This window comes from Pseudomonas sp. AC211, assembly GCF_979258055.1.
The window spans coordinates 3,212,990-3,234,207 of sequence record NZ_OZ409830.1 but is presented as its reverse complement, the minus strand read 5'-3'; the positions used below and the strand labels follow the sequence as shown (position 1 = coordinate 3,234,207).

Annotated in this window: 15 protein-coding genes and 2 pseudogenes; 11 read left to right on the top strand and 6 right to left on the bottom strand. The window is 61.7% G+C overall.

Translation table 11 applies throughout. The features are described 5' to 3' along the window. Window positions 1-4: 4 nt before the first annotated feature. Window positions 5-970 carry an alpha/beta hydrolase fold domain-containing protein gene (locus tag ACZZZP_RS15215; RefSeq protein ID WP_463383307.1) on the top strand — a complete coding sequence of 322 codons (966 nt, stop codon included), beginning with the start codon at window positions 5-7 and terminating at the stop codon, window positions 968-970. Window positions 971-1,080: 110 nt separating this feature from the next. On the opposite strand, the gene ACZZZP_RS15210 is transcribed toward ACZZZP_RS15215, so the two are convergent. Beyond that, a complete protein-coding gene (locus tag ACZZZP_RS15210; RefSeq protein ID WP_463536656.1) occupies window positions 1,081-1,254 on the bottom strand; it encodes a hypothetical protein in 174 nt (57 codons plus the stop codon). A 57-nt stretch (window positions 1,255-1,311) separates the two neighbouring features. Between ACZZZP_RS15210 and ACZZZP_RS15205 the strand changes: the two genes are divergently transcribed. After that, window positions 1,312-1,773 carry an MFS transporter gene (locus tag ACZZZP_RS15205; protein WP_463536655.1) on the top strand — a complete coding sequence of 154 codons (462 nt, stop codon included), beginning with the start codon at window positions 1,312-1,314 and terminating at the stop codon, window positions 1,771-1,773. Between the two features lie 137 nt (window positions 1,774-1,910). On the opposite strand, the gene ACZZZP_RS15200 is transcribed toward ACZZZP_RS15205, so the two are convergent. From ACZZZP_RS15200 to ACZZZP_RS15190, 3 genes and pseudogenes are all read right to left on the bottom strand, one after another. Further along, window positions 1,911-2,543 carry a TetR/AcrR family transcriptional regulator gene (locus tag ACZZZP_RS15200; protein ID WP_463383304.1) on the bottom strand — a complete coding sequence of 211 codons (633 nt, stop codon included), beginning with the start codon at window positions 2,541-2,543 and terminating at the stop codon, window positions 1,911-1,913. Between the two features lie 96 nt (window positions 2,544-2,639). Next, window positions 2,640-5,736, bottom strand: a pseudogene (locus ACZZZP_RS15195) (efflux RND transporter permease subunit). Then, window positions 5,733-6,842: an efflux RND transporter periplasmic adaptor subunit gene (locus tag ACZZZP_RS15190; RefSeq protein WP_463536956.1), complete on the bottom strand. Its 1,110-nt coding sequence runs from the start codon at window positions 6,840-6,842 to the stop codon at window positions 5,733-5,735. Before ACZZZP_RS15190 ends, ACZZZP_RS15195 begins: the two are co-directional and overlap by 4 nt. Before the next feature lie 175 nt (window positions 6,843-7,017). On the opposite strand from ACZZZP_RS15190, the gene ACZZZP_RS15185 reads away from it, so the two are divergent. Together ACZZZP_RS15185 and fabF are read left to right on the top strand one after the other, a co-directional pair. Continuing rightward, window positions 7,018-8,502, top strand: coding sequence for an efflux transporter outer membrane subunit (locus ACZZZP_RS15185; RefSeq protein ID WP_463383302.1), 1,485 nt, complete (start codon window positions 7,018-7,020; stop codon window positions 8,500-8,502). A gap of 847 nt (window positions 8,503-9,349) precedes the next feature. Further along, entirely contained in the window at window positions 9,350-10,624 is a 1,275-nt protein-coding gene (gene fabF / locus ACZZZP_RS15180; RefSeq protein WP_463383301.1) for a beta-ketoacyl-ACP synthase II, read from the top strand. Between the two features lie 21 nt (window positions 10,625-10,645). Here fabF and ACZZZP_RS15175 read toward each other — a convergent pair whose 3' ends face one another. Next, on the bottom strand, window positions 10,646-11,287 hold the full coding sequence (locus tag ACZZZP_RS15175; RefSeq protein ID WP_463383300.1) for an HD domain-containing protein: 642 nt from the start codon (window positions 11,285-11,287) through the stop codon (window positions 10,646-10,648). 114 nt (window positions 11,288-11,401) lie between these two features. Here ACZZZP_RS15175 and ACZZZP_RS15170 point away from each other — a divergent pair, with 114 nt between their 5' ends. The 7 genes from ACZZZP_RS15170 to ACZZZP_RS15140 all read left to right on the top strand — a co-directional run bounded on the left by ACZZZP_RS15170 (window position 11,402) and on the right by ACZZZP_RS15140 (window position 20,324). Further along, complete coding sequence (locus ACZZZP_RS15170; RefSeq protein WP_463383299.1) at window positions 11,402-12,370, top strand: GlxA family transcriptional regulator; 969 nt, start codon at window positions 11,402-11,404, stop codon at window positions 12,368-12,370. Window positions 12,371-12,433: 63 nt separating this feature from the next. Continuing rightward, entirely contained in the window at window positions 12,434-13,627 is a 1,194-nt protein-coding gene (locus ACZZZP_RS15165; protein WP_463383298.1) for a GAF domain-containing sensor histidine kinase, read from the top strand. A 114-nt stretch (window positions 13,628-13,741) separates the two neighbouring features. Continuing rightward, window positions 13,742-14,458 carry an SOS response-associated peptidase gene (locus ACZZZP_RS15160; RefSeq protein ID WP_463383297.1) on the top strand — a complete coding sequence of 239 codons (717 nt, stop codon included), beginning with the start codon at window positions 13,742-13,744 and terminating at the stop codon, window positions 14,456-14,458. A gap of 142 nt (window positions 14,459-14,600) precedes the next feature. After that, the gene (locus ACZZZP_RS15155) at window positions 14,601-18,044 is read left to right on the top strand and encodes a GAF domain-containing protein (protein WP_463383296.1); all 3,444 of its coding nucleotides are present in this window, start codon (window positions 14,601-14,603) and stop codon (window positions 18,042-18,044) included. Between the two features lie 466 nt (window positions 18,045-18,510). Continuing rightward, entirely contained in the window at window positions 18,511-19,017 is a 507-nt protein-coding gene (locus ACZZZP_RS15150) for a hypothetical protein (protein ID WP_463383295.1), read from the top strand. 265 nt (window positions 19,018-19,282) lie between these two features. Further along, a complete protein-coding gene (locus ACZZZP_RS15145; protein ID WP_463536654.1) occupies window positions 19,283-20,062 on the top strand; it encodes a hypothetical protein in 780 nt (259 codons plus the stop codon). Beyond that, window positions 20,031-20,324 carry a hypothetical protein gene (locus tag ACZZZP_RS15140; RefSeq protein ID WP_463536653.1) on the top strand — a complete coding sequence of 98 codons (294 nt, stop codon included), beginning with the start codon at window positions 20,031-20,033 and terminating at the stop codon, window positions 20,322-20,324. Before ACZZZP_RS15145 ends, ACZZZP_RS15140 begins: the two co-directional genes overlap by 32 nt. Window positions 20,325-20,576: 252 nt before the next feature. On the opposite strand, the pseudogene ACZZZP_RS15135 reads toward ACZZZP_RS15140, so the two are convergent. Then, window positions 20,577-21,199: pseudogene (locus tag ACZZZP_RS15135) on the bottom strand (cell wall hydrolase). Between the last annotated feature and the right edge of the window lie 19 nt (window positions 21,200-21,218).

Sequence of the window (21,218 nt, the reverse complement as noted above, 5' to 3'; positions counted from 1 at the left end):
ACCGATGGCGTTAACCGAACAGCGCTGGCCAGCGGATGCACGCGAGCTGGCAGACATTCAGCGCTTCAACTCCAAACTGAAATGGATGCCGCGCTTTCGCATCCGCAACCGCATTGCCCCCACGCTGCTGCAAGCGCTGTTGCGGCTCGGCCAGGTCGGCGGCGGGGCGAAATTGGCGCGTCATGGGCTGAGCGTGCATACGCGTTACGTCACCACGCCGGAGGGTCGGGTGCCGTTGCGTATTGTGCAGCCCAAAGGGCCGGTCAAAGGCGTGGTGCTGGATTTTCACGGCGGCGGTTGGGTGATCGGCAACGCGCAAATGAACGATCACTTGAACAGCGCCATGGTGCGCGACTGCGATGTCGCCGTGGTGTCGGTGGATTACCGCCTGGCTACATCAACGCCTATTCAAGGTTTACTGGCTGACTGCCTGGCCGCCGCGCGCTGGCTGCTGAGCGACCAGACGGCGCTGTTCAAAGGTTTGCCGGTGATTGTGGTGGGCGAGTCGGCCGGCGGGCATCTGGCGGCGGCCACGTTGCTGGCGCTTAAAACCTCGCCAGAGTTACTCCAGCGGGTGAAGGGCGCGGTGCTCTATTACGGCGTCTACGACCTGACCGGAACCTCCAGCGTTCGCAACGCCGGCCCCGACACCCTGGTGCTCGACGGCCCCGGCATGGTCGATGCGCTGCGCCTGCTGACGCCTGGACTTACCGACGAACAACGGCAGAAACCGCCGCTGTCGCCGCTGTACGGCGACCTGAACGGCCTGCCGCCAGCGCTGATGTTTGCCGGCGAGCTCGACCCGCTGCGCGACGACACCTTCGAAATGGCCAGACGCTGGGGCGAGGTGGCCGACGTCGAGGCCAATCTGCTGCCAGAAGGGCCCCACGGCGTGGTTCAGTTTCCAACGGTGATGGGCAAACGCGTCACGGCCTATGCCAGAAGCTGGATCAATCAAAGGCTGGCGTAGCGCCCACACTCTTTGTAGGAGCCAGCTTGCTGGCGAACCCTGGAAACATCGGTCACGAATCGCGTTTGCAGGATTCGCCAGCAAGCTGGCTCCTACGAAAAACATTAGGGCTAGTCGTTTACCTTGACCACTTCGGTATCGCTCGGCGCAACGGGCGTGCCGTTCAATGTGGTCGGTATCAGCGGTGCCAGCGTCTGGCGGCTGGCTTTGTCGACCAGCTGTGAATGCACTTCGCCCTCGCCAAACAACTGCGCTTCCCCCCATTGGCGTAACGCCACCACCACGGCGAACAGCTGTTCGCCCCGTTGTTCGCGGCGTTGAACGTTTTCTGGAGTGCCTTGGTGCTGCCGCTGAGCGCGCCGCCCTATGGGTTTTCCCACACGGCCATTGGCGCGTTCGGCCTGGTTGGCGTGATCGGCGCGCTGGCGGCGTTTCGCGCCGGCGCCTGGGCGGACAGAGGGTTCGCCGAGCGCAGCACCTTTGCCGCCTTGCTGGCGCTGCTGCTGGCGTGGTGGCCGTTGTCGATGCTGGATACGTCGCTCTGGGCGTTGATGCTCGGCATCGTGCTGCTCGACCTCGGCGGCCAGATGCTGCACGTAACCAATCAAAGCCTGATCTTGCGTAACCATCCGCAGGCGCCCGGCCGGCTGATTGGTCTGTACATGCTGTTTTATGCGGTGGGCAGTGGCGCGGGGGCCTTGGCTACGACGTGGGTGTACGCGAGCGCTGGGTGGCAGGGTGTGTGCGGGTTGGGGGCGGGGATCAGTGCGGTGGCGATGGGGTTTTGGGTCGTGACGCGTTGATGAGGTGGGATCTTCGTTGCGGCCGGCCCTCACCCCAGCCCCTCTCCCGCAAGCGGGCGAGGGGAGACCTGCCGCGATCGGCTCCCTCTCCCGCTTGCGGGAGAGGGCTGGGGTGAGGGCCGCGGTTAGCCGGCGCTTTAGGGCGCCAGGCTGCGCAGCATCAGATTGGTCGCCGCGTTGACACCTTTCTCCAGGTCTTCCCAAGAACGTTGGTTAAGGCAATGGGCGTTGGTGTACGGCAAGATCATTTCGGCCAGGCCGTCGGTAACTTCATCCAGCGGCGTTTTCTTTTCGAATTCGCCGGCTTTGCGGCCATCGTCAGCCAGGCGTTCGAGAATCGCGTAGAGCTGCGCCTGGTGGCCAGCGGCCGTGCACCAGTCGCCATTAATGGCTTCCACCACCACTTCATTCACGCGGCGCTCCACCACCAGCAAGTCGTAGCTGAATTTCAGCGCGCTTTTCATAAACAGACGCAGGCGCCGAGTGGCGGATAAATCCTGATCGGCAATGGCGCGTAATTTGTCGCCCATCTTCTCCAGCGTGTGCGCGCAGATGGCTTCGCCGATGGCTTGTTTGGATTCGAAGAAACGGTAGATGTACGCCGTGGAAATGCCCAGGGCTTTACCGATGTCGGCCACCGACGTTTTGCGGTAGCCGAACTCGCGAAACAAGCCTTCCGCCACGGTGATGATCTGCGCGCGGCGATCATGCTCCGCCGGGCCGCGTTGGCCGGAGGTGGGAAGGGCGCTGGAGTCGAGTTCGCTGTGCATAGGCCTGGTAACTGAATAAGGGAGCCGGTGGCAGGTGGGCGATTCTAGCGCAAACCGGCCAGCGGGCGCCGCGTCGGCAACGCCCGCTTAATGCGCTCAGCTGGCGGCGGGTTGCGCTGCCGACGCTGCTGGTACGTGGGCCGGCGGCGGTTTGATCTTGAACCAGATCGCATACAGCGCCGGCAGGAACAGCAGCGTCAGCACCGTGCCGATGGCCGTGCCGCCAATCAGTGTGTAAGCCATCGAGCCCCAAAACACCGAGAACGTCAGCGGAATAAACGCCAGCACCGCAGCCAGCGCCGTCAGCACTACCGGTCGCGCGCGTTGCACCGTGGCCTCGACGGCGGCGTGGTACGGGTCGAGCCCTTCTGCCTGATTGGTGTGAATCTGACCAATCAGAATCAGCGTGTTGCGCATCAGAATGCCCGACAGGCCAATCAACCCAAGAATCGCGTTAAAGCCAAACGGCTGGTTGAACAGCAGCAGCACCGGCACCGTGCCCACCAGGCCCAGGGGCGCGGTGAGCACCACCATGGTCATGGCGGCAAAACTGCGCACCTGAATCATGATCACCACCAGGGTGAACAGCAGCATGATTGGGAAAATCGGTGCCAGGGCGTTGTTGGCTTTGAGCGACTCCTCAATGTTGCCGCCCATTTGAATCTGATAGCCCAGGGGCAGGGCATCGATCACCGGCTTCAGTTCGGCCAGCACTTGCATGGACACCTGCGGCGGCTGCATCAGCTCGTTGATATCGCCGCGCACGGTGATGGTCGGCATGCGGTTGCGGCGTTTCAGAACCGGGTCTTCGGCGCGCACTTCAACATGGCCAATCTGGCGGATCGGCACGCGCTGGCCGGTGCGGCTGGTCAGCGTCATGTCTTCTATACGCGAGGGGTCCAGGCGTTCTTCATCGCCGGTGCGCGCCATCACCTCCACGGTACGAATGTCTTCACGCACTTGCGTCACGGTGGTGCCGGTCAGCAGAAACTGCAGCTGTTGCGAAGCCTCGGCGGAGGTCAGGCCCATGACCTGCAAACGGTCTTGGTCGAGCACGAAATGCAGGGTCGGTTGTTTCTCCGACCAGTCGGTATTCACCTGGCGCATGTTCGGGTTTTTGCGCATCACCTCGGCTACCTGCTGGGCGATGCCGCGCAGCTTCTCGGCGTCTGGGCCCATGACGCGAAACTCCACCGGGAAGCGTGTGTACGGACCGAACACCAGTTGCGTGACGCGCACCCGCGCTTCGGGCGCCAGCTGGTTTTCCACCGCCACGCGCATGCGCTGTTTCAGGGTGTCGCGGGCCGTCTGGTCGTCGGTCAGCACAATGATTTTGGCGAACGAGGGGTCGGGCAGCTCTGGGTTGTACGAGAGGAAAAACCGCGGCGCGCCCTGACCGATATAACTGGTGACGATCTTCGCCTCCGGCTGGGCCTTGAGCCACGCTTCGACCTTTTTCGTTGCCTCGCTGGTGGTGTTGATCGAGGTGCCTTCGGGCAGTTGCACTTCAATCAATAACTCGGGGCGGTCGGAGCTTGGAAAAACTGTTGCTTCACCGCGCCCATGCCCCCCACCGCGAGCACGAACAGCCCGAGCACGCTGCCTGCCACCAGGAATTTGTGCTTGATAGCGCCGCTCACTAGCCGGCGCAGGCGCTGGAAGTTCGGCGTGGAATAAATGGCCGCGTGGCCGCCCTCGATTTTCTTGATGTCCGGCAAAAGCTTGACGCCCAGGTAGGGGGTGAAAAACACCGCCACCACCCACGAGATGATCAGTGCAAAACCAACAATCCAGAAAATATTGCCGGCATATTCGCCCGCCGTGGAGCGGGCAAAACCTACCGGCATCAGGCCGATCACGGTCACCAGCGTGCCTGCCAGCATCGGCGCTGCCGTGTGGCTCCAGGCGTAAGACGCCGCCGCCACCCGCGAATAGCCTTCCTCCAGTTTCACCACCATGATTTCGATGGCGATGATGGCGTCGTCCACTAAAAGGCCGAGGCCTAGAATCAATGCGCCCAGGGTGATGCGGTCGAACACCCGGTCGGTGGCCAGCATCACGATCAACACGGCGGCGAGCGTCAGCGGCCAGCGGCCGCCACCACAATGCCGACCCGCCAGCCGAGGCTGAGCAGGCTGACGATCATCACCACCGCCAGCGCGACGACGAACTTGATCATGAATTCATCGACCGACTCGGTGATGTTCACCGCCTGGTCCGTCACCTTGGTAAAGCTGATGCCCTGCGCCAAATTGGCCGAAATTTTCTGCTCCTCGGCTTGCAGCGATTTGCCCAGGTCGAGGCCGTTCCAGCCTTCTTTCATCACCACGCTTAGCACCAGCGCGTCTTCGTCGTTGTGGCGAATCAGGAAGGTTGCCGGGTCTTCATAACCGCGTTTCACCTCGGCCACATCGCTGAGCTTCAGCGTGCGGCCTTGGGACGCGGCGATAGGCGTGTTGCGGATTTTCTCCAGGTCATCGAAGGCGCCGTCCAGGCGCACGAATACTTGCGGGCCTTTGGTGTCGATGGAGCCGGCCGGCGTGATCGCGTTCTGGTTGTGCAACTGATCGAAAATCGCCTGCGGGTTCACGCCCAGGGTGGTCAGGCGGGCATAGGAGAACTCGACGAAAATTCGCTCTGGCCGCTCGCCGAGAATGTCGACTTTCTTCACCCCCGGCACTTGCAGCACCTGCTGGCGAATGTCCTCGGCCTGGCGCGCCAAAAAGCGCTGCGGCAGGCCATGGGCTTTCAGTGCATAGAGGGCGAACGACACGTCGGAATACTCGTCGTTCACAAACGGCCCGAGCACGCCTTGCGGCAGCTTGCGGGTTTCGTCGAAGAGCTTTTTGCGCGCCTGATAAAACTGATCGGGCACGGCGGCGGGCGGCGTGGTGTCGAGCAAGGTCAGGGTCATCAGCGCCAGGCCGGGGCGGGTGATGGTTTCCACGCGGTCGTACCACTTGAGTTCTTGCAGGCGCTTTTCCAGCGGCTCGGCCACCAGGTTTTGCATGTCTTGCGCCGTGGCGCCGGGCCACACGGCCGTGACTGTCATCACCTTGACGGTGAAGGCGGGGTCTTCGGCGCGGCCCAGTTTCATAAAGGCGATCAGGCCGGCAAGGGTGACGGCCATAATCAAAAACAGCGTGACCGAGCGTTCGCGTACTGCCAGCGCGGAGAGGTTGAAACCACTCATGGCGTCACCGCCAGCGCATTACCCAGGCGCACTTTCTGGTTGGCGTGCAGCAAGTGTGTGCCCAGTGCCACCACGGTTTCGCCGGCTTTCAGTTCGCCGCTGATGCGCGCGGTTTCAAGGCTCAGGCCGATGACGGTGACAGCCCGTGCCTGCAACGTCAGCGCCACAGGGTCGACCACCCACACGCTGTACGCGCCGCCGTCATTGCGCAGGGCGCTGAGGGGCACGGTAAGCGCCGCCGGCGTGTTCGCCGGGTCGCCGCGCAGGGTGATCTTGATGGTGGCGCCCAGCGGTGCGTTGTTCAGCGTGTCGTCCAATACATAGCGGGCCGCGAAGGTTCGGGTGATGGGATTGGCCGCTTCCGACAGCTCGCGCAGCGTGGCGCTGGCCGGTTGGCCCTGGCTGCCATACAGCTGCGCATCGGCGCGAGATTGCAGGGCAGGGCGCAGGGTTTCCGGCAACTCGATGGCGGCCTCGCGGGCGCCGTCTTTGGCCAGTTGCACCACGGTTTGTCCGGCGATCACGACTTGCCCGGGCTCAGCGGCGGTATTGACCACCAGGCCGTCGACGTCAGCTTTTAGCTCGGCATAGTGGCTGGCATTGGCAGCAACATCGGCCTGCGCTTGCGCGGCGTCCACCTGCGCCTTGGCACTGTTCAGCGCGGCTACCGACTGGTCGTAACTCATCGCCGAAATGGCCCCGGCCGTCACCAGCGTGCGCAACCGCGCTTCATCCGCTTGCGCCTGCACAAAGCGCGCTTTGGCGGCGGCCACCGCGCCTTTCTGGTTGGTGATGGCAAGGTTCAGATCAACCGGGTCGATCTTCATCAGCGTCTGCCCCTTGCGCACCCGCTGGCCCACATCCACCAGGCGCTGAACCACCTTGCCCGACACGCGAAACCCCAAATCGCTTTGCACCCGCGCAGCCACCACACCGGTAAAGGTTTGGCTGCGCGAAGTGTCGGGCCGCACCAGCGCCGTGCTCACCAACGGGTCGGCCACGCGCGGGTCGCTTTGCGGCGGCTGACCGCAGCCAGATAACACCAGCGCGCTGGCAGCGAGAGAGAAGGGCAGCGGGACGTATCGACATGACGAGCTCCGGAAAATTCAGGCTCGCATTATTCGTGGTTGTTTACGGTATTGTAAATGCGTAACTCGATTGCTTTTCGTTGATGTCGAAGATCAGCTATTTTGATGGGGTATGCATTGGCATAACCATTTTTGCAGGTTACTGTTTTGCAGGTTGGTAAACAAAAAGCCGAACGTGACCACAGGAATCACCATGCCGCCCTTTGCCTTGCGCCCCCTCTGGATGGCGCGTCTGTTGCCCGTTTTTTTGCTAGCCGGTTGTGCCGTGGGGCCCGATTACCAGGCGCCGTCAGCGCCGGCGCCGGCGCCGTTTCGCAACCAGGCCCTGCTCGACCAACGCTCCGCGGCCGGCCAGGCGGCGGATATGACGCAGTGGTGGACTGGCTTCGCCGACGACGGGCTGGTGACCTTGGTCAATCAGGTGCTCGCGCAAAACCTCGACCTCGCGCAAGCCGTGGCTCGCGTCTCGCAAGCCAGCGCCCTGAACCTGTCGGCCCGTTCCGCCCTGTTGCCCTCCGGTGACCTCAACGCACAAGCCAGCCGCGCCCATCAATCCCTCGAAGACCCCATGGGCCGGCTCGCCAGCTCCGCGCCCGGCTATGACCGCAACGCCAGCCTGTACCAAGTGGGCATTGGCGCCAGCTGGGAAGTTGACGTGTTTGGCGGCCTGCGCCGACAGCTGGAAGCGGCCGATGCCGAGCAGCAAGCCAGCGTGGCGCAAGCGGCGGCTGTGCGTTTGATGGTCACCTCGTCGGCCGCACGCGGCTACATCCAACTGCGCGCCCTGCAAGCGCGGCAAGCCGTCGTGGAAAACCGCGTTCGCACGCAAAGCGAGCTGGTCCAACTCATGCAACTGCAATACGCCAAAGGCGTAATCGCCAACCTGCAACTCAAACAGGCCGAAGGCGTGCTGGCCACGGTGTCGGCGCAAGTGCCGCCGCTGCGCAGCGCCATTGAAAGCACCCTCAACTCGCTGGAAGTATTGAGCGGCGTCGCGCCCGGCAGTTTGCACAGCACGCTTGCCGTCGCTACCGCCATTCCGACCGCACCCGGCATCGACACGGCGGGCGGGCAAACCCAGATGCTGCGCCGTCGTCCCGACGTGATCGCCGCCGAACGAACCCTCGCCGCCTCCAATGCCCGCATCGGCGCCGCCGTAGCCGACTACTACCCCTCGTTCTCCCTGGGCGCCTTGCTTGGCTCGGCCACCACCGTCAGTGGCAACTTGCTCTCCAGCGACGCCAACCTGGCCCAGGGCGTGCTCGGCTTGCGCTGGCGCCTGTTCGACTTTGGCCGTGTGCGTGCCGAAGTCGACTACGCCAAAGGCCGCGACGCCGAGGCGCTGGCCGCCTACCAACAGACCCTGCTGCAAGCCACCGCCGACGTGGAAACCGCCATGACCCAACTGGTGCAAAGCGAACAACAAACCGCGCTACTCGAAGCCGGCGTAACCGCCCTGACCGACGCCCGCACCGCCGCGTATACCGCCTACCAACAAGGCAGCGTCAGCTTCCTCGAAGCCCTCGACGCCGACGACCGCCTGCAACAAGCCCAGGAACAGCACCTGCTCGCGCGAGCGGCGGCAGCCAGTGCGGCGGTGGACTGCTTCAAGGCTTTGGGGGGTGGATGGAATGCACCGGGGGAAGTGGCAGTTAGTGATCAAAAGCATCGCGGCTAAAGCCGCTCCCACAGTATCTATATCGTCTCTGTAGGAGCGGCTTCAGCCGCGATGCTTGTGACCCTGATCTGGCTTTTGATTTACCGCTTGTGATCTACCCGCCCCATTCATCGCAGGCCGAATGGAGTCGACGTGTAGGGGGTTGAGCGGCCGGGAGCCGAGAAAGGCGTGTCGGGCCAAGGATGGCCTTTATCGCGGGGACGCCTAGTCCGGCCCCCGGAGCGGCGATGGAATGAGAAAAGTCGGAGCGCAGCGGAGACCCAAGGTAGGGGCGAGCGTTTTTGCTTACTTTTTCATGGTCCGGCATACCGGCGACTGGAAAAAGTGAGTCGCGCGTAAGGCGCGAAACAAAACGTTCAGCGCACGCGGTAATGAATACCTGCGCGCTTCATATCGGTGTACGGCTGGAGATTCTGGATCCCGAATCGTCGGACCGCCGCCTGCGCGGGGATGACGGAGGGGGTGGTTGCAATGCGCGTAAGGCGCGAAACAAAACGTTCAGCGCACGCGGTAATGAATACGTTAGGCCAGCTCGGGCGTACGACTGGAAATTCTGAATCCCGAATCGTCGGACCGCCGCGTTCGCGAGGATGACGGGGGGTTTGGTTGAAATGCACGTAAGGCGGAAACAGATCGTTCAGCACGCGCGGTAATGAATACCTGCGCACTTCAGTCGGTGTACGACTGGAAATTCTGGATCCCGAATCGTCGGACCGCCGCCTGCGCGGGAATGACGGTGGAGAGGTTAGTAGCTGCGTACAACCGAACATCCCGCTAGCCGACGTGCAGCGACCACTGCGTACACGTCGGCGGTTGCCCAAAAACGAAGAAAAAAAGGAACCCCGTTATGCCCCACACCCGCATCGTCATCACCGGCATGGGCCTCGTCTCGCCCCTGGGCCTTGGCATTGAACCCGTCTGGCAACGTCTGCTCGCCGGCCGCTCCGGCATTCGTGCTTTGCCGGCCGAAACGGTCGACGACATCACCTGCAAAATCGCCGGCACCGTGCCCACGCTCGAAGAAGACCCAGAAGCCGGCTTCGACCCCAACGCCTTTATCCCGGCCAAAGAACAGAAAAAGATGGACCGCTTCATCATGTTCGCCCTGGCCGCCGCCCAGCAGGCGTTGGCGCAAGCCGGCTGGCAGCCGAGCACTGACGCCCAGCGCGAGCGTACAGCGACCATCATTGCCACCGGCGTTGGTGGCTTCGGCGCCATTGCCGATGCGGTGCGCACCACCGACAGCAAAGGCCCACGGCGCTTGTCGCCGTTCACCATTCCGTCCTTTCTCGCCAATCTCGCCGCCGGCCATGTGTCGATTCAGCACGGCCTGCGCGGCCCCATCGGTGCGCCAGTCACGGCGTGCGCTGCCAGCGTTCAGGCAATTGGTGATGCCGCGCGGTTGATCCGCAGCGGCGAAGCGGACATCGCTGTTTGCGGCGGCGCCGAGGCGTCCATCGACCGCGTCAGCCTGGCCGGCTTTGCGGCGGCGCGGGCGATGTCCAGCGCGTACAACGACACGCCAGCCAAAGCCTCGCGCCCCTTCGATAAAGCCCGCGATGGTTTTGTCATGGGCGAGGGCGCAGGGCTGTTGGTGATTGAGTCGCTGGAACATGCCCAAGCGCGCGGCGCCACGGTGATTGCCGAGCTGGTGGGCTACGGCACCAGTGCCGATGCTTATCACCTGACCGCCGGCCCGGAAGACGGCAACGGCGCGCGCCGGGCTATGCAGCAGGCCATCGCCCAAGCGGGCATTACGCCAAGCCAGATTCAGCATTTGAATGCCCACGCCACGTCGACGCAGGTGGGCGACAAAGGGGAGTTGGCCGCCATCAAAGCGGTATTCGGGGAGGATTCGGGCGTGGCGGTGACGTCGACCAAGTCGGCCACCGGGCACTTGTTGGGTGCGGCCGGTGGCCTTGAAGCGATCTTCACCATCCTCGCCATCCGCGATCAGTTGGTGCCCGCCACGCTCAATTTCAGCGACCCGGACGACGCCGTCGGCGGGCTGCACATCGTGCATGGCGGCGCGCGGGAAATGCCCATTGAGTACGCGCTGTCGAACGGCTTCGGTTTTGGCGGCGTGAACGCCAGCGTGTTGTTCAAACGCTGGGTTGCGTGATGCCGACGATGCAGCCGACCCTCAACTCGGCCACTGCGAGGTGCGGATTACCTCGCAGAAGTTGCCGGCGGTAAAGCGCGGGTCTTTGTCGGCCAGCACGTCGGCTTTGACGTTGCCGAACGTACTGTCGGGCTTGTGTTTAATGCCGTCGTAGAACGCTTGAATGATGTCCTCCTTAAATTGCGCGCCGCGCGGGTGTAGGCGGGTGATCGCCTCGCGTTCTTCGACACTGTAGTTGGGGTAGGTCAGGCCCAGCACATCCATTTCCACCCCAGCGGTCACCAGCGCGACCACCGGGTGCATGTGTTGGGGAATGCCCGGCGTGGTGTGCAGCGCGATGGAGGTCCACACCGTGTCGATGTCGGGTTGGGCGATGCCGCGTTGCTGCAAAAAGTCGCGCGCCGCGTTGGCACCGTCCACTTCGAAGCGCTCGCAGGCGCTGCTGTGCTGATGGGTCAGGCCCATGTCGTGAAACATGCACCCGCAGTAGAGCAACTCGGGGTCGAATTTCAGGCCCATGCGCTGACCAGCCAGCGCGGCGAAATAGAACACGCGGCTGGAATGGTGAAACAGCAAAGGTGAGGCGTTGTCGCGTACGCATTCGGTGATTTCCCGCGCCAGTTGGCTGTCGGGGATGGTGATGCCGGCAATGTTCGGGTTCATGACACGCTCCAGAGAAGAGTAGGGGGCGTTGTCAGTTTCATGATCGGCGGCTATGGCATCAAACGGCGTGTAGCGTCATATACTGCCATTTCGCGTGATACCGAGACGTGCACCATGCCTGCTTCGAAAAACACTAAAACCATCGCCATTCTTGCCTTGCCGGGTATGCAGTTGCTCGACGTTTCCGGCCCGCTGGATGTGTTCGCCCAGGCCAATCTGGAAGCCGGGCGCGAGGTGTATGCGCTTCGCGTAGTGGCGTGCGAGGCGGGGCCCATTAGCAGTTCATCCGGCGCGCGGCTCTTGCCCGACGCCGTGGTGGGCGAGCCGCTGGGTGAGCTCGATACCTTCATCGTGGCCGGCGCGCCGCATGCCGCGAGCCTGCATTACAAGCCCGAACTGCTCGCCTGGATTCAGCACAGCGCGCGGCAGGCACGGCGGTTCGGTTCGGTGTGCACGGGGGCGTTTGCGCTGGCCGCCGCCGGCTTGCTCGATGGCCGGCGCATTACCACGCACTGGGCGTCTGTCGACGTTATGCGCGCCCAGTACCCGCGCGTGACCGTTGAGGCGGATGCGCTGCATGTGCGTCACGGCAAGTTGCGCACTTCAGCCGGCGTGACAGCGGGCCTGGACCTGGCCTTGAGCCTGGTGGAGGAAGACCTCGGGCGTGACGTGGCCATGGGCGTGGCCGCGCAATTGGTGATGTTTTTCAAGCGGCCGGGCGGCCAGTTGCAGTTCAGCCGCCGGGGCGAGGCGGGGCCATCCGGGCGCTCGGCGTTGCAGGAAGTGCAGCGCTGGGTCGCCGCTCATCCGCAACTGGCGCACTCGGTCGAAAGCCTGGCGGCCCATGCCGGGCTCAGTCCGCGCCATTTTGCTCGGCTGTTTCACGCCGAAGTCGGCGTCACGCCGGCCGCCTGGGTTGAAGCCACACGCATAGCTGCAGCCCGCGCCCTGCTTGAAACTGCTGGCGATGCGCCAAAGCAGGTGGCGGCAAAATGCGGCTTTGCCAACGTCGATACCTTGCGCCGTGCGTTCGTTAAACACGTGGGCGTGACACCCGCCGATTACCGTCGGCGGTACGGCTGAGCGGTGCTTCGAGCGCTTCGGTCGGCGTGATAATCTCGCGCCTCGCATCCCGAGGCTCAGCCAGTGATCAACCCCGAATACGCCGCCTCCGTCGAGGCCATCGCCCATATCGAAGCGGTGCCGCTGATTCTCAAAATGGTCAAAAACCTCACCGGCATGCGCTTCGCCGCTGTGGCGCGGGTGACGGAGAAGTACTGGGTGGCCTGCGCCGTCGACGACTCGATTGAGTTCGGCCTGCAGCCTGGCGGCGAGCTGGTGCTGGACTCGACGATTTGCCACGAGATTCGCGGCCACCGCAACCCGGTGGTGTTTGGTCACGCCAGCGTCCACCCCGAATACGCCACCCACCACACCCCGCTGCTGTATGGCCTGGAAAGCTACATTTCCATTCCCATCATCACCGCCAATGGCGACTTTTTCGGCACCTTGTGCGCGATTGATTCGGTGCCCGCCAACCTCGACGACCCGACCATCGTGCAGACGCTGACCTTGTTCGCCCAGCTCATCGCCATGAACCTCGACACCCAGGGCCAGCTCAGCACCTCGCGCGCCGACCTGGCCGAAGCGCACAACACCAGCCGCCTGCGCGAACAATTTATTGCCGTGCTCGGCCATGACTTGCGCACGCCTTTGAGCGCCATTCGTATGAGCGCCGACCTGATGGACAGCAAGCCCACCGACGCGCGCTCATCGCGACTGATCGCCGCCATCCGCAACAGCTCGGTGCGCATGGGCCATCTGATTGAAAACGTGCTGGACTTCGCCAGAGGCCGGCTGGGCGATGGCATACCGGTGCACCGGACCGTCGTCGATGATCTTGACCACACCCTGCAACTCACCCTCGACGAAATTTGCGCCTCGTACCCCGACGCCACCCTTGTTCGCCACATGACCCTGCCGGCCGGCGTGTATTGCGACCCGCTGCGCCTGAGCCAACTGTTGTCGAACCTGGTCGGCAACGCCGTCACCCACGGCGACATCGATGCGCCAATCACCATCAACGCTTATGCCGAGGGGCCGGAAGTTGTCCTGTGCGTCACCAATCAGGGCACACCGATTCCGCCCGAACTGATGCCGCTGCTGTTCAAACCCTTCACCCGCTCCGAAGGCGGCGCCCGCGGCGAAGGCTTGGGATTGGGCTTGTACATCGCCTCGGAAATTGCGAGCGGGCATAACGGCAGCTTGAGCGTGGTGTCGACGGCCGAGGAAGGCACGTGCTTTGTGGCGCGGTTCCCGGCGCAAGTTCGCTGGGCCTAAAGGGTTCGCGGAACTCCGTTTTCAACACTCATGTGACGGTCGCACCTGTCGCTTTTACGCACGCCTGACGCGCTGGCCGGTCTGACCTTTAAGGCAACCAGCAGGACCACTGACATGTGCGGCCGATACGCAAAAGAGCAAGACCTCAACCGCTGGCGTGACGTGCTGGCCATCATGCAGCCCATTGACGATCGCACTGACCCCGCAGCCGGTGCGCGCTACAACATCGCGCCCACCCAGCGTGCGCCGATCATCTACAACACGGGCGATGGCCTGGCGCTGGAGAATGTTCGTTGGGGCTACGCGCCGCACTGGGCGAAGGGGAAAATGCCACGGGCGATCAATGCCCGGGTCGAAACACTGGCCACCGGTAAGTTCTTCCGTGGCATCTGGAAGCAGCGCGCATTGGCGCTGGCTGATGGCTGGTATGAGTGGGTTAAACACCCGGACGACCCCAAGCTCAAGCAGCCTTACTTCATCAAGGCCCGGGACGCTTCACCGCTGTTCTTTGCCTCGCTGTGCCATGTAACGCAAGGCCTGGAGCAGGGCGAAGACGACGGCTTCACCATCGTCACCGGCGCCGCCGACGCAGGGCTGCTCGACATCCACGACCGCCGCCCCGTGGTGCTGCCGCCAGCCCTCGCTGCTGAATGGCTCAACGCCGAAACCGATCCGGTTCGAGCACTGATCATCGCCGCCGAACACGGGCTGGGTGCAGAGGCCTTCACCTGGTATCCCGTACCCAAGGCGGTCGGCAATCCGCGTAACGAGGGGGCCGAGTTGATACAGCGCATAAACGACCCGGTGGTTACCGTGGCTGGACCGATTTAGCCGGGATGTTCAACGTGTGAATGACGCCCTGAACGCTTTTCTGCGAAACTGATTCCCGGTCCTGCCCGGCAGGGGAAGGGCCTGTTCTGCGGACGTTTGCAGTCTGTGGAAAGAATTCTATGGCGTTCCTTGGGAGATCGGTTTGCCTTCTGTTCCGGTAGATATAGACAGCGATGAGCGCTTGTCTCATGTGCTGCACGCCAGTGAGCGGCTGGTAATGGCCGGCACGGTAGACGAGGTGGTGCAGGTGCTGCGCGACACGGCGCGAGCTACCGTCGGCGCGCAAGGCATTACCGTGGTTATCGCTGACGACGGCTTCTGTTCGTATGTAGCCGAAGACGCAGTGGCTGAGCTGTGGCAAGGCCAGAGCTTTCCCGCTGACCACTGCATTTCAGGCTGGGCCATGCGTCACGGTGAGACGGTGGTCATCCCTGACATTCGGCTGGACTCCCGCATTCCGCAAGAAGCCTACGCGCCGACTTTCGTTCGCAGCCTGGTGATGGTGCCGATCGGTAGGCCAGCGGCGGTCGCGGCGCTCGGTGCGTACTGGTCCGAGGTTCACACCCCGGACAACGCCACGATCCAGCGCCTGGAAAGTCTGGCGCGGCTGGCCACCATTGCCATTGAAAATGCGCGGCTCACCCAAGCACGCAACCGTGCAGCTGAACAAAGAGCTGCACAGAACCGCATTCTGGAAGTGGCGGTAGAGGAACACTCACTTCACGTTGCGCTGGACGCCATGGTCCGCGAGGTTGAGGTGTTGTCGCCGTCCGGTTTTGTCGGTGCCATTCTGCTCTTCGACGAGGAGGGCGCGCAGGTGCAGCACTGCGCCGCGCCTAGCTTGCCACCGGCGTGCGCCGACCCCGCCGCCATGGTCATACGCCCTGACGCCGATGCTGAGCACGCCCCGTTATGGTCGGGATTCCACGCGCTGGCCGGCGAACAGGGGCTGAACCTGTGCTGGTCCACCTCAATTTGTTCGGCGCAGGGCGGTGTGCTCGGCACGTTCGTATTGCTTCACCCGGAACCCCGCAAGCCGCTGCCGGCAGACACCGAAATCGTTGACTTCGTTGTGCAGACAATCGGCCTGATCGTGCACCGGGCTCGCGCGCAAGCCGCGATTCGGATCAGCGAGGCGCGCTACCGCCAGATTGTCGAGGGCGCCGAGGATTTCGCCATCATCACCTTTGATGCCCAAGGCACGGTCACCAGCTGGAACATCGGCGCGCAGCGGATCGTCGGCTATAACGGGCAGGAGGTGTTGGGCTGCGCGGGGGATCTGTTCTATACGGCCTCCGATCGGGCCGCGGGTGTGTTCTACGGCGAGCTTGAACTTGCTCAGCATCAGGGGCGCGCCATTAACGAGCGCTGGCATGTGCGCAAAAACGGCACGCGCTTCTGGGGTTCCGGGCTGATGATGCCGCTTGCCATGGATCATGGCGGTTTCGTGAAAATTTTCCGCGACCGTACCGTCGAGCACGAAGCGGACGCGGCCCTGCAAGAGAGCGCGGCGCGCTTGCGGTTTCTGGATGAACTCGACAACCAACTGTTCAACATTCGCCATGCCGAAGACGCGATGCTCGCCGCGACCAGCCTGCTGGGGCGCAGGCTTAACGTGTCGCGCTGCGCCTATGCCGATGTGGATGCCGACCAGGACCGCTTCTGGATTCGCAGCGACTACACAGCGCCAAACATCGACAGCTCGGTCGGTGCGTATAGCCTCGATCTCTTCGGCTCAAGGGCGGCGGCGGATATGCGCACCGGCCGCACGCTGGTGGTCCACGACGTTACTGCGGAGTTGGCAGCCGAAGATGGGCGCGAAACGTTTCAAGCCATCGGCATCAACGCCATCATCTGCTGCCCGCTGGTGAAAGACGGCCGGCTCACGGCGATGATGGCGGTGCATCACAACCAGCCACGAGACTGGACACCGGCTGAAATTTCACTGATTCGTGAAGTGGTCGAGCGCTGCTGGGCGCATGTCGAACGGGTAGGGGCCGAGATGCGCCTGCGCGAGAGCGAGGAGCGCTTGCGCCTGGCCGTCGACCATGCCGAGGTGGGCTTCTGGGACGTGGATAACGTTCAGAACGCGCTCATCTGGCCGGCGCGCACCAAAGCGATATTTGGTATTTCACCGGACGTGCCGGTAACCATCGACGACTTTTACAACGGCCTGCACCCCGAAGACCGACAAGCCACCCTCGAGGCCTTCGCCGCCGCCGCTGACCCTGAACTGCGCGCGCTGTATGACGTCGACTACCGCACCGTCGGCAGAGAGGATGGCGTTATTCGCTGGGTAGCGGCCAAGGGCCGGGGCGTGTTCGATGCCGCCGGGCGCTGCTTGCGAGTGACCGGAACGGCAGTCGACATCACCGCGCGCAAAGCGGCGGAAGAGCAACTGCGCGAGCTCAATGCCAACCTCGAAAGCAGAATCGCCCGGGCCGTTGCCGAGCGCGAAGAAGTGCAAGCGGCACTGCGTCAGAGCCAAAAAATGGAAGCCATGGGGCAGCTTACCGGCGGCGTTGCCCACGACTTTAACAACCTGCTCACCCCAATCGTTGGCACCCTCGACTTGCTGCAACGAAGGGGCGTAGGCGGCGAGCGCGAACAGCGGCTGATCAGCGGCGCTATGCAATCGGCCGACCGTGCCAAAACCCTGGTGCACCGGCTCCTGGCATTCGCCCGGCGTCAGCCACTGCAAGCGGTTCCGGTCGACGTGGTGAAGCTGGTGACCGACATGGGCGAACTGATCGCCAGCACCAGCGGGCCGCAGATAAAAGTGGTGGTCGATGCGGCGGACAACCTTCCTGCCGCGATGGCCGACCCCAATCAACTCGAAATGGCGCTACTGAACCTCTCCGTCAACGCGCGTGACGCCATGCCCGAGGGCGGCATTCTGCGTATATCCGCTCGCGTGGAGTGGGTGAGCGCAGGTCACAGCTCCGGTCTGGAACCGGGTGACTACCTTTGCCTGTGCGTGACAGACACGGGTGTAGGCATGGATGCGGCCACGCTGGCGCGTGCGGTTGAACCGTTCTTTTCCACCAAGGGCATCGGCAAAGGCACCGGCCTCGGGCTTTCGATGGTTCATGGCTTGGCATCGCAGCTGGACGGCGCGCTGACCATTCAGAGCTTGCCCGGATCAGGCACAACCGTAGAGCTTTGGCTGCCCCGCAGCTCAGCAGCGCCGGCCACCGCAGCCCCCGTTTACCTGGCACCAGAGCCGCTATCCACACGCGGTGTGGCGCTGCTGGTCGACGATGAGGAACTGGTTCGCACCAGTACCGCTTACATGCTGACCGAGCTCGGCTATTGCGTGATCGAGGCCGCCTCAGGCGAGGAAGCGTTACGCCTGTTGGACACCGGGCAGCAATTCGATTTACTCGTCACCGACCACTTGATGCCCGGCATCAGCGGGACTGATCTAGCCCGACGCGTGAGCACCTCCAGACCCGCCACTGCCATCCTGCTGGTCTCCGGCTATGCCGAACTGGACGAACTTGACCCGAGCCTCGCGCGGCTCGCCAAACCGTTCCGTAAGGTCGAGCTTGAAATCGCGTTATCGGCGCTCGGTAATGGGGCTTGAGAGGTATGGCGGGAGAAAGCTTCACTCGCTGTTGGGGCAATAGGTAGAGATCGGCCAGAAGTGGCCATTCGCGTGCCGTGCCGCGGGATAGCAATCTGAAAAACAGAGCAAGCGGAAAAACTGCACTTCCACTCGACTTTTGCAGAGAGAATCAACCCGGCCACAGAGGGCTTGGGGAATTGTTCTCCCAACTGGGCGTCGATTGGGCTTCATAAGAAACTGGGTTCCACGAAAAATAGGGGTTTTTGATCAGCTCGGTCAGAAGAATGGGCAGATTCAAAATCTCTATCTGGCTGCTAGAACCTTTGTAAAACTCGATCCCTTACCATGCAGCAGCGGAATATAACGTGCTCTTCGCGGTGTTCGCTATCGGCAGGAGCGGATGGTTAGAGTAGAAAAATAAATCTGTCGGTTTTTCTGTTAAACACGTCGACAAGCCGTTGAGCCGCAGGAGTTACAACTCTACATGGACCATTGCCAGCCCCACACTACGCCATCTCTCAGCCCTATCGACCAAGCAATCATCGCCCAGGTAAACCAAGCATTTGCTGCCATTGAACGACCCGAACACTGCGTCGCCAACCATCAACATTGCGAAGAGTGCACCGAATACGATGAGCTGCTGCAAACCCATGACCGGCAAACGCTGACCGGCGAACACGTCGCCAATCCCGCCGCCGATCCTTTCGCTTTCTGTACCCCACAGGCCAAGGCTTACTACCTGCCCAGCCTGGTGTGCTTCGCGCTGGAAGGCACCGACGACAACAGCACGTATGCCATGCAATTAATAGGTCACCTAGAAGGCGATGGAGAGGACAATGCGCTGATCGTCTACTGCTCGTTAGCTCAGCGTCTAGCGATCAGCGCCTTCCTTGCACACTTTATCGAAACCCGCGCCTCGACCCTGGATAGCTACAGGCTCTCCGATCAGGCGTTACGAACTTACGAATATTGGGCGAACGCGGCTCGGTAGGGTTTACTAGACCTACGAAGCTAAACTCGATGGTGGATTCGAGCAGATCGATTTTGGATGCAAACAAAAGGGACAGACTTATTAAATGCTCTAAGTAGAGTCGTTTAATAAATCAGTCCCCTTTGTCGCTCTATTATTTATCGGTTGTTGAGCGACTGATTGGGGTGGACCTCGAAGATACTATTGCTGAAGAACTGGTTGACCGGGGCAAAAAGTTGGCTGAGAGCGTCGCTGAACGCGCCGGCATGTACACGGAGGATGATTGATGACAGAAACTATTTCGCAGGTTTACAAAAATCTTGACGATCCGAATTCGGCAGAGCGTCGTGCTTTATACGATCAAGTGTCTGAATTTTGCGACCGTTTTGTAGGGCGCGCTTCTAAAGAGTTCGATACACGCCTGAAGCACCTGCACTTTACAGGGGAGTTGCGATTACAGCGCGAAGGGGGTGAAGGGATGACTCCTGCTTTCGCGCCTTTAGTTCTGTGCCTCAGCGCACCGACTATCTCCGAGGAAGAGTTCAGGCGCTATTTCGATGCGTATGGATCAGCCCATTCCCGCGAGACCATTACGGATCTTATGGATTCTCCAATAAAGTTCGGGAAGCTGTTGGAGTACCCACTGCTTCTAGAACGTTGGGAAATGATCGCGTACGTTCATCGAGATTTTCTAGCTTCTCCGTCGCAGTTGCGCAGACGCCTGCAAGGGGTCTTCTGGCACCTCGCCTATCGGGGGAAAGCTGCCGAAAGTCTTTCACCAGTCCTTTTCAATGAGGTCGAAAAAAATTTCACGCTAGAGTTACTCGATGCCGACAGAGAGGCGTTTGACGAAGGGGCCAGTCAATTCCTGTTTGCTCTTTTCAGCGGGGGGGGTGGGGCGTCATCTGCTTACGAAGATCTTTGGTTTATAGATTTCTGTCGCCGCTTTTTTACCCGCGATTTCGCGCCGGACTTACAAGCCTATTTCGACGGCGTTTACGAATCGATCAATGAATCTGAGCGGATAACCTTTGATGGAAAGCGCATTTTATTGCCTGCTGCGTAACGAAACCGCTACAGGTTCTTCGCTCGTCGAGTTTTACATTAGTGAAGCCAGACCGCTTTTTGATGACGATGTGAGCGCTGAGCTGCGTTCGGTATTCAATGCTCTTGAATATGCCGCTGAGCCCGTCACTTTCCATCGTGTGGATGCGTTCACCGCGCAAGTGGGCTGGAACGTGGAGTTCGACCACTCGCCGGTCCATGAACTGATAGTTTCGCTTCAAACTGCTGGTTGCGTGGTGAAGTCCCCCGGTTCTTTGGCTTGAGTCCGGGGAACTGCTGCGCATTGTTCATATAGACGCGGAGCATTGGCATCTTGCGCCCGTTCTTGGGGATGGCAAAGAGCAGATGTTCGATGATGAAGAACTACTTCAGTACATGTTGAACCATGGCGATTAGCTGCCGAGCAGGTGCTAGTTAGTAGAAAAAAGGGGACAAAAAAAGCGGACAGATTTATTAAGCTGCTCTAATTTAGAGTCGTTTAATAAACAGTCCCCTTTGTTGCTCTACCCGCGCCGCTAACGCGCCGCCACACTCTTGGGTTTGTAGAACTTGAAACTGCCAATCTCCTTGGTCTTGATATAGATCTTGGACCAGTCCACCGAAGCGCTGCGGTCGTGGAAGAACAGCGCGCCATTGGTGCGGTCGGGCAGTTGCTGGTTGAGGGCTTTGCGGGCGATCTCCTTGGCGACGGCGTAGCGGCTTTCTTCCTCGACCTGATCGGGTCGACCGTCACACCACCAGGAAAACTGACAAGGGCTTTTTCCGAGCCCTGCTTGACCACCGCGCAGACCGTATCGGGAAACTCCTTGCGACCGAGGCGGTTGAGCACCACATTCGCCACGGCCTCCATGTCCTCAATGGCACCGCCCTTGGCTTCCCAGTAAATCGTGCGCGACAGGCAGGTGATGGCGTCGTCCATCGGCGCCTTGCCGGCGGGGTCGACTGCCTGGACTTCGGCTTTGCTCAGGGGTGACGCCTGCGGGGCAGCCTTGAGGCTGTCCTTGTCGGCGGCTTTCTGCTCCAGTACTTCGGCCTTGTCTTCGGCGGCGGCTTTTACCGCTGGCTGGACTTCGGCGGCTTGGAGCTGGGCCACCCACAACACCAGGCTGATACCAATGATTTTTGAGAGGAGTTGCATGATCGGTTCTTCCTGTTAA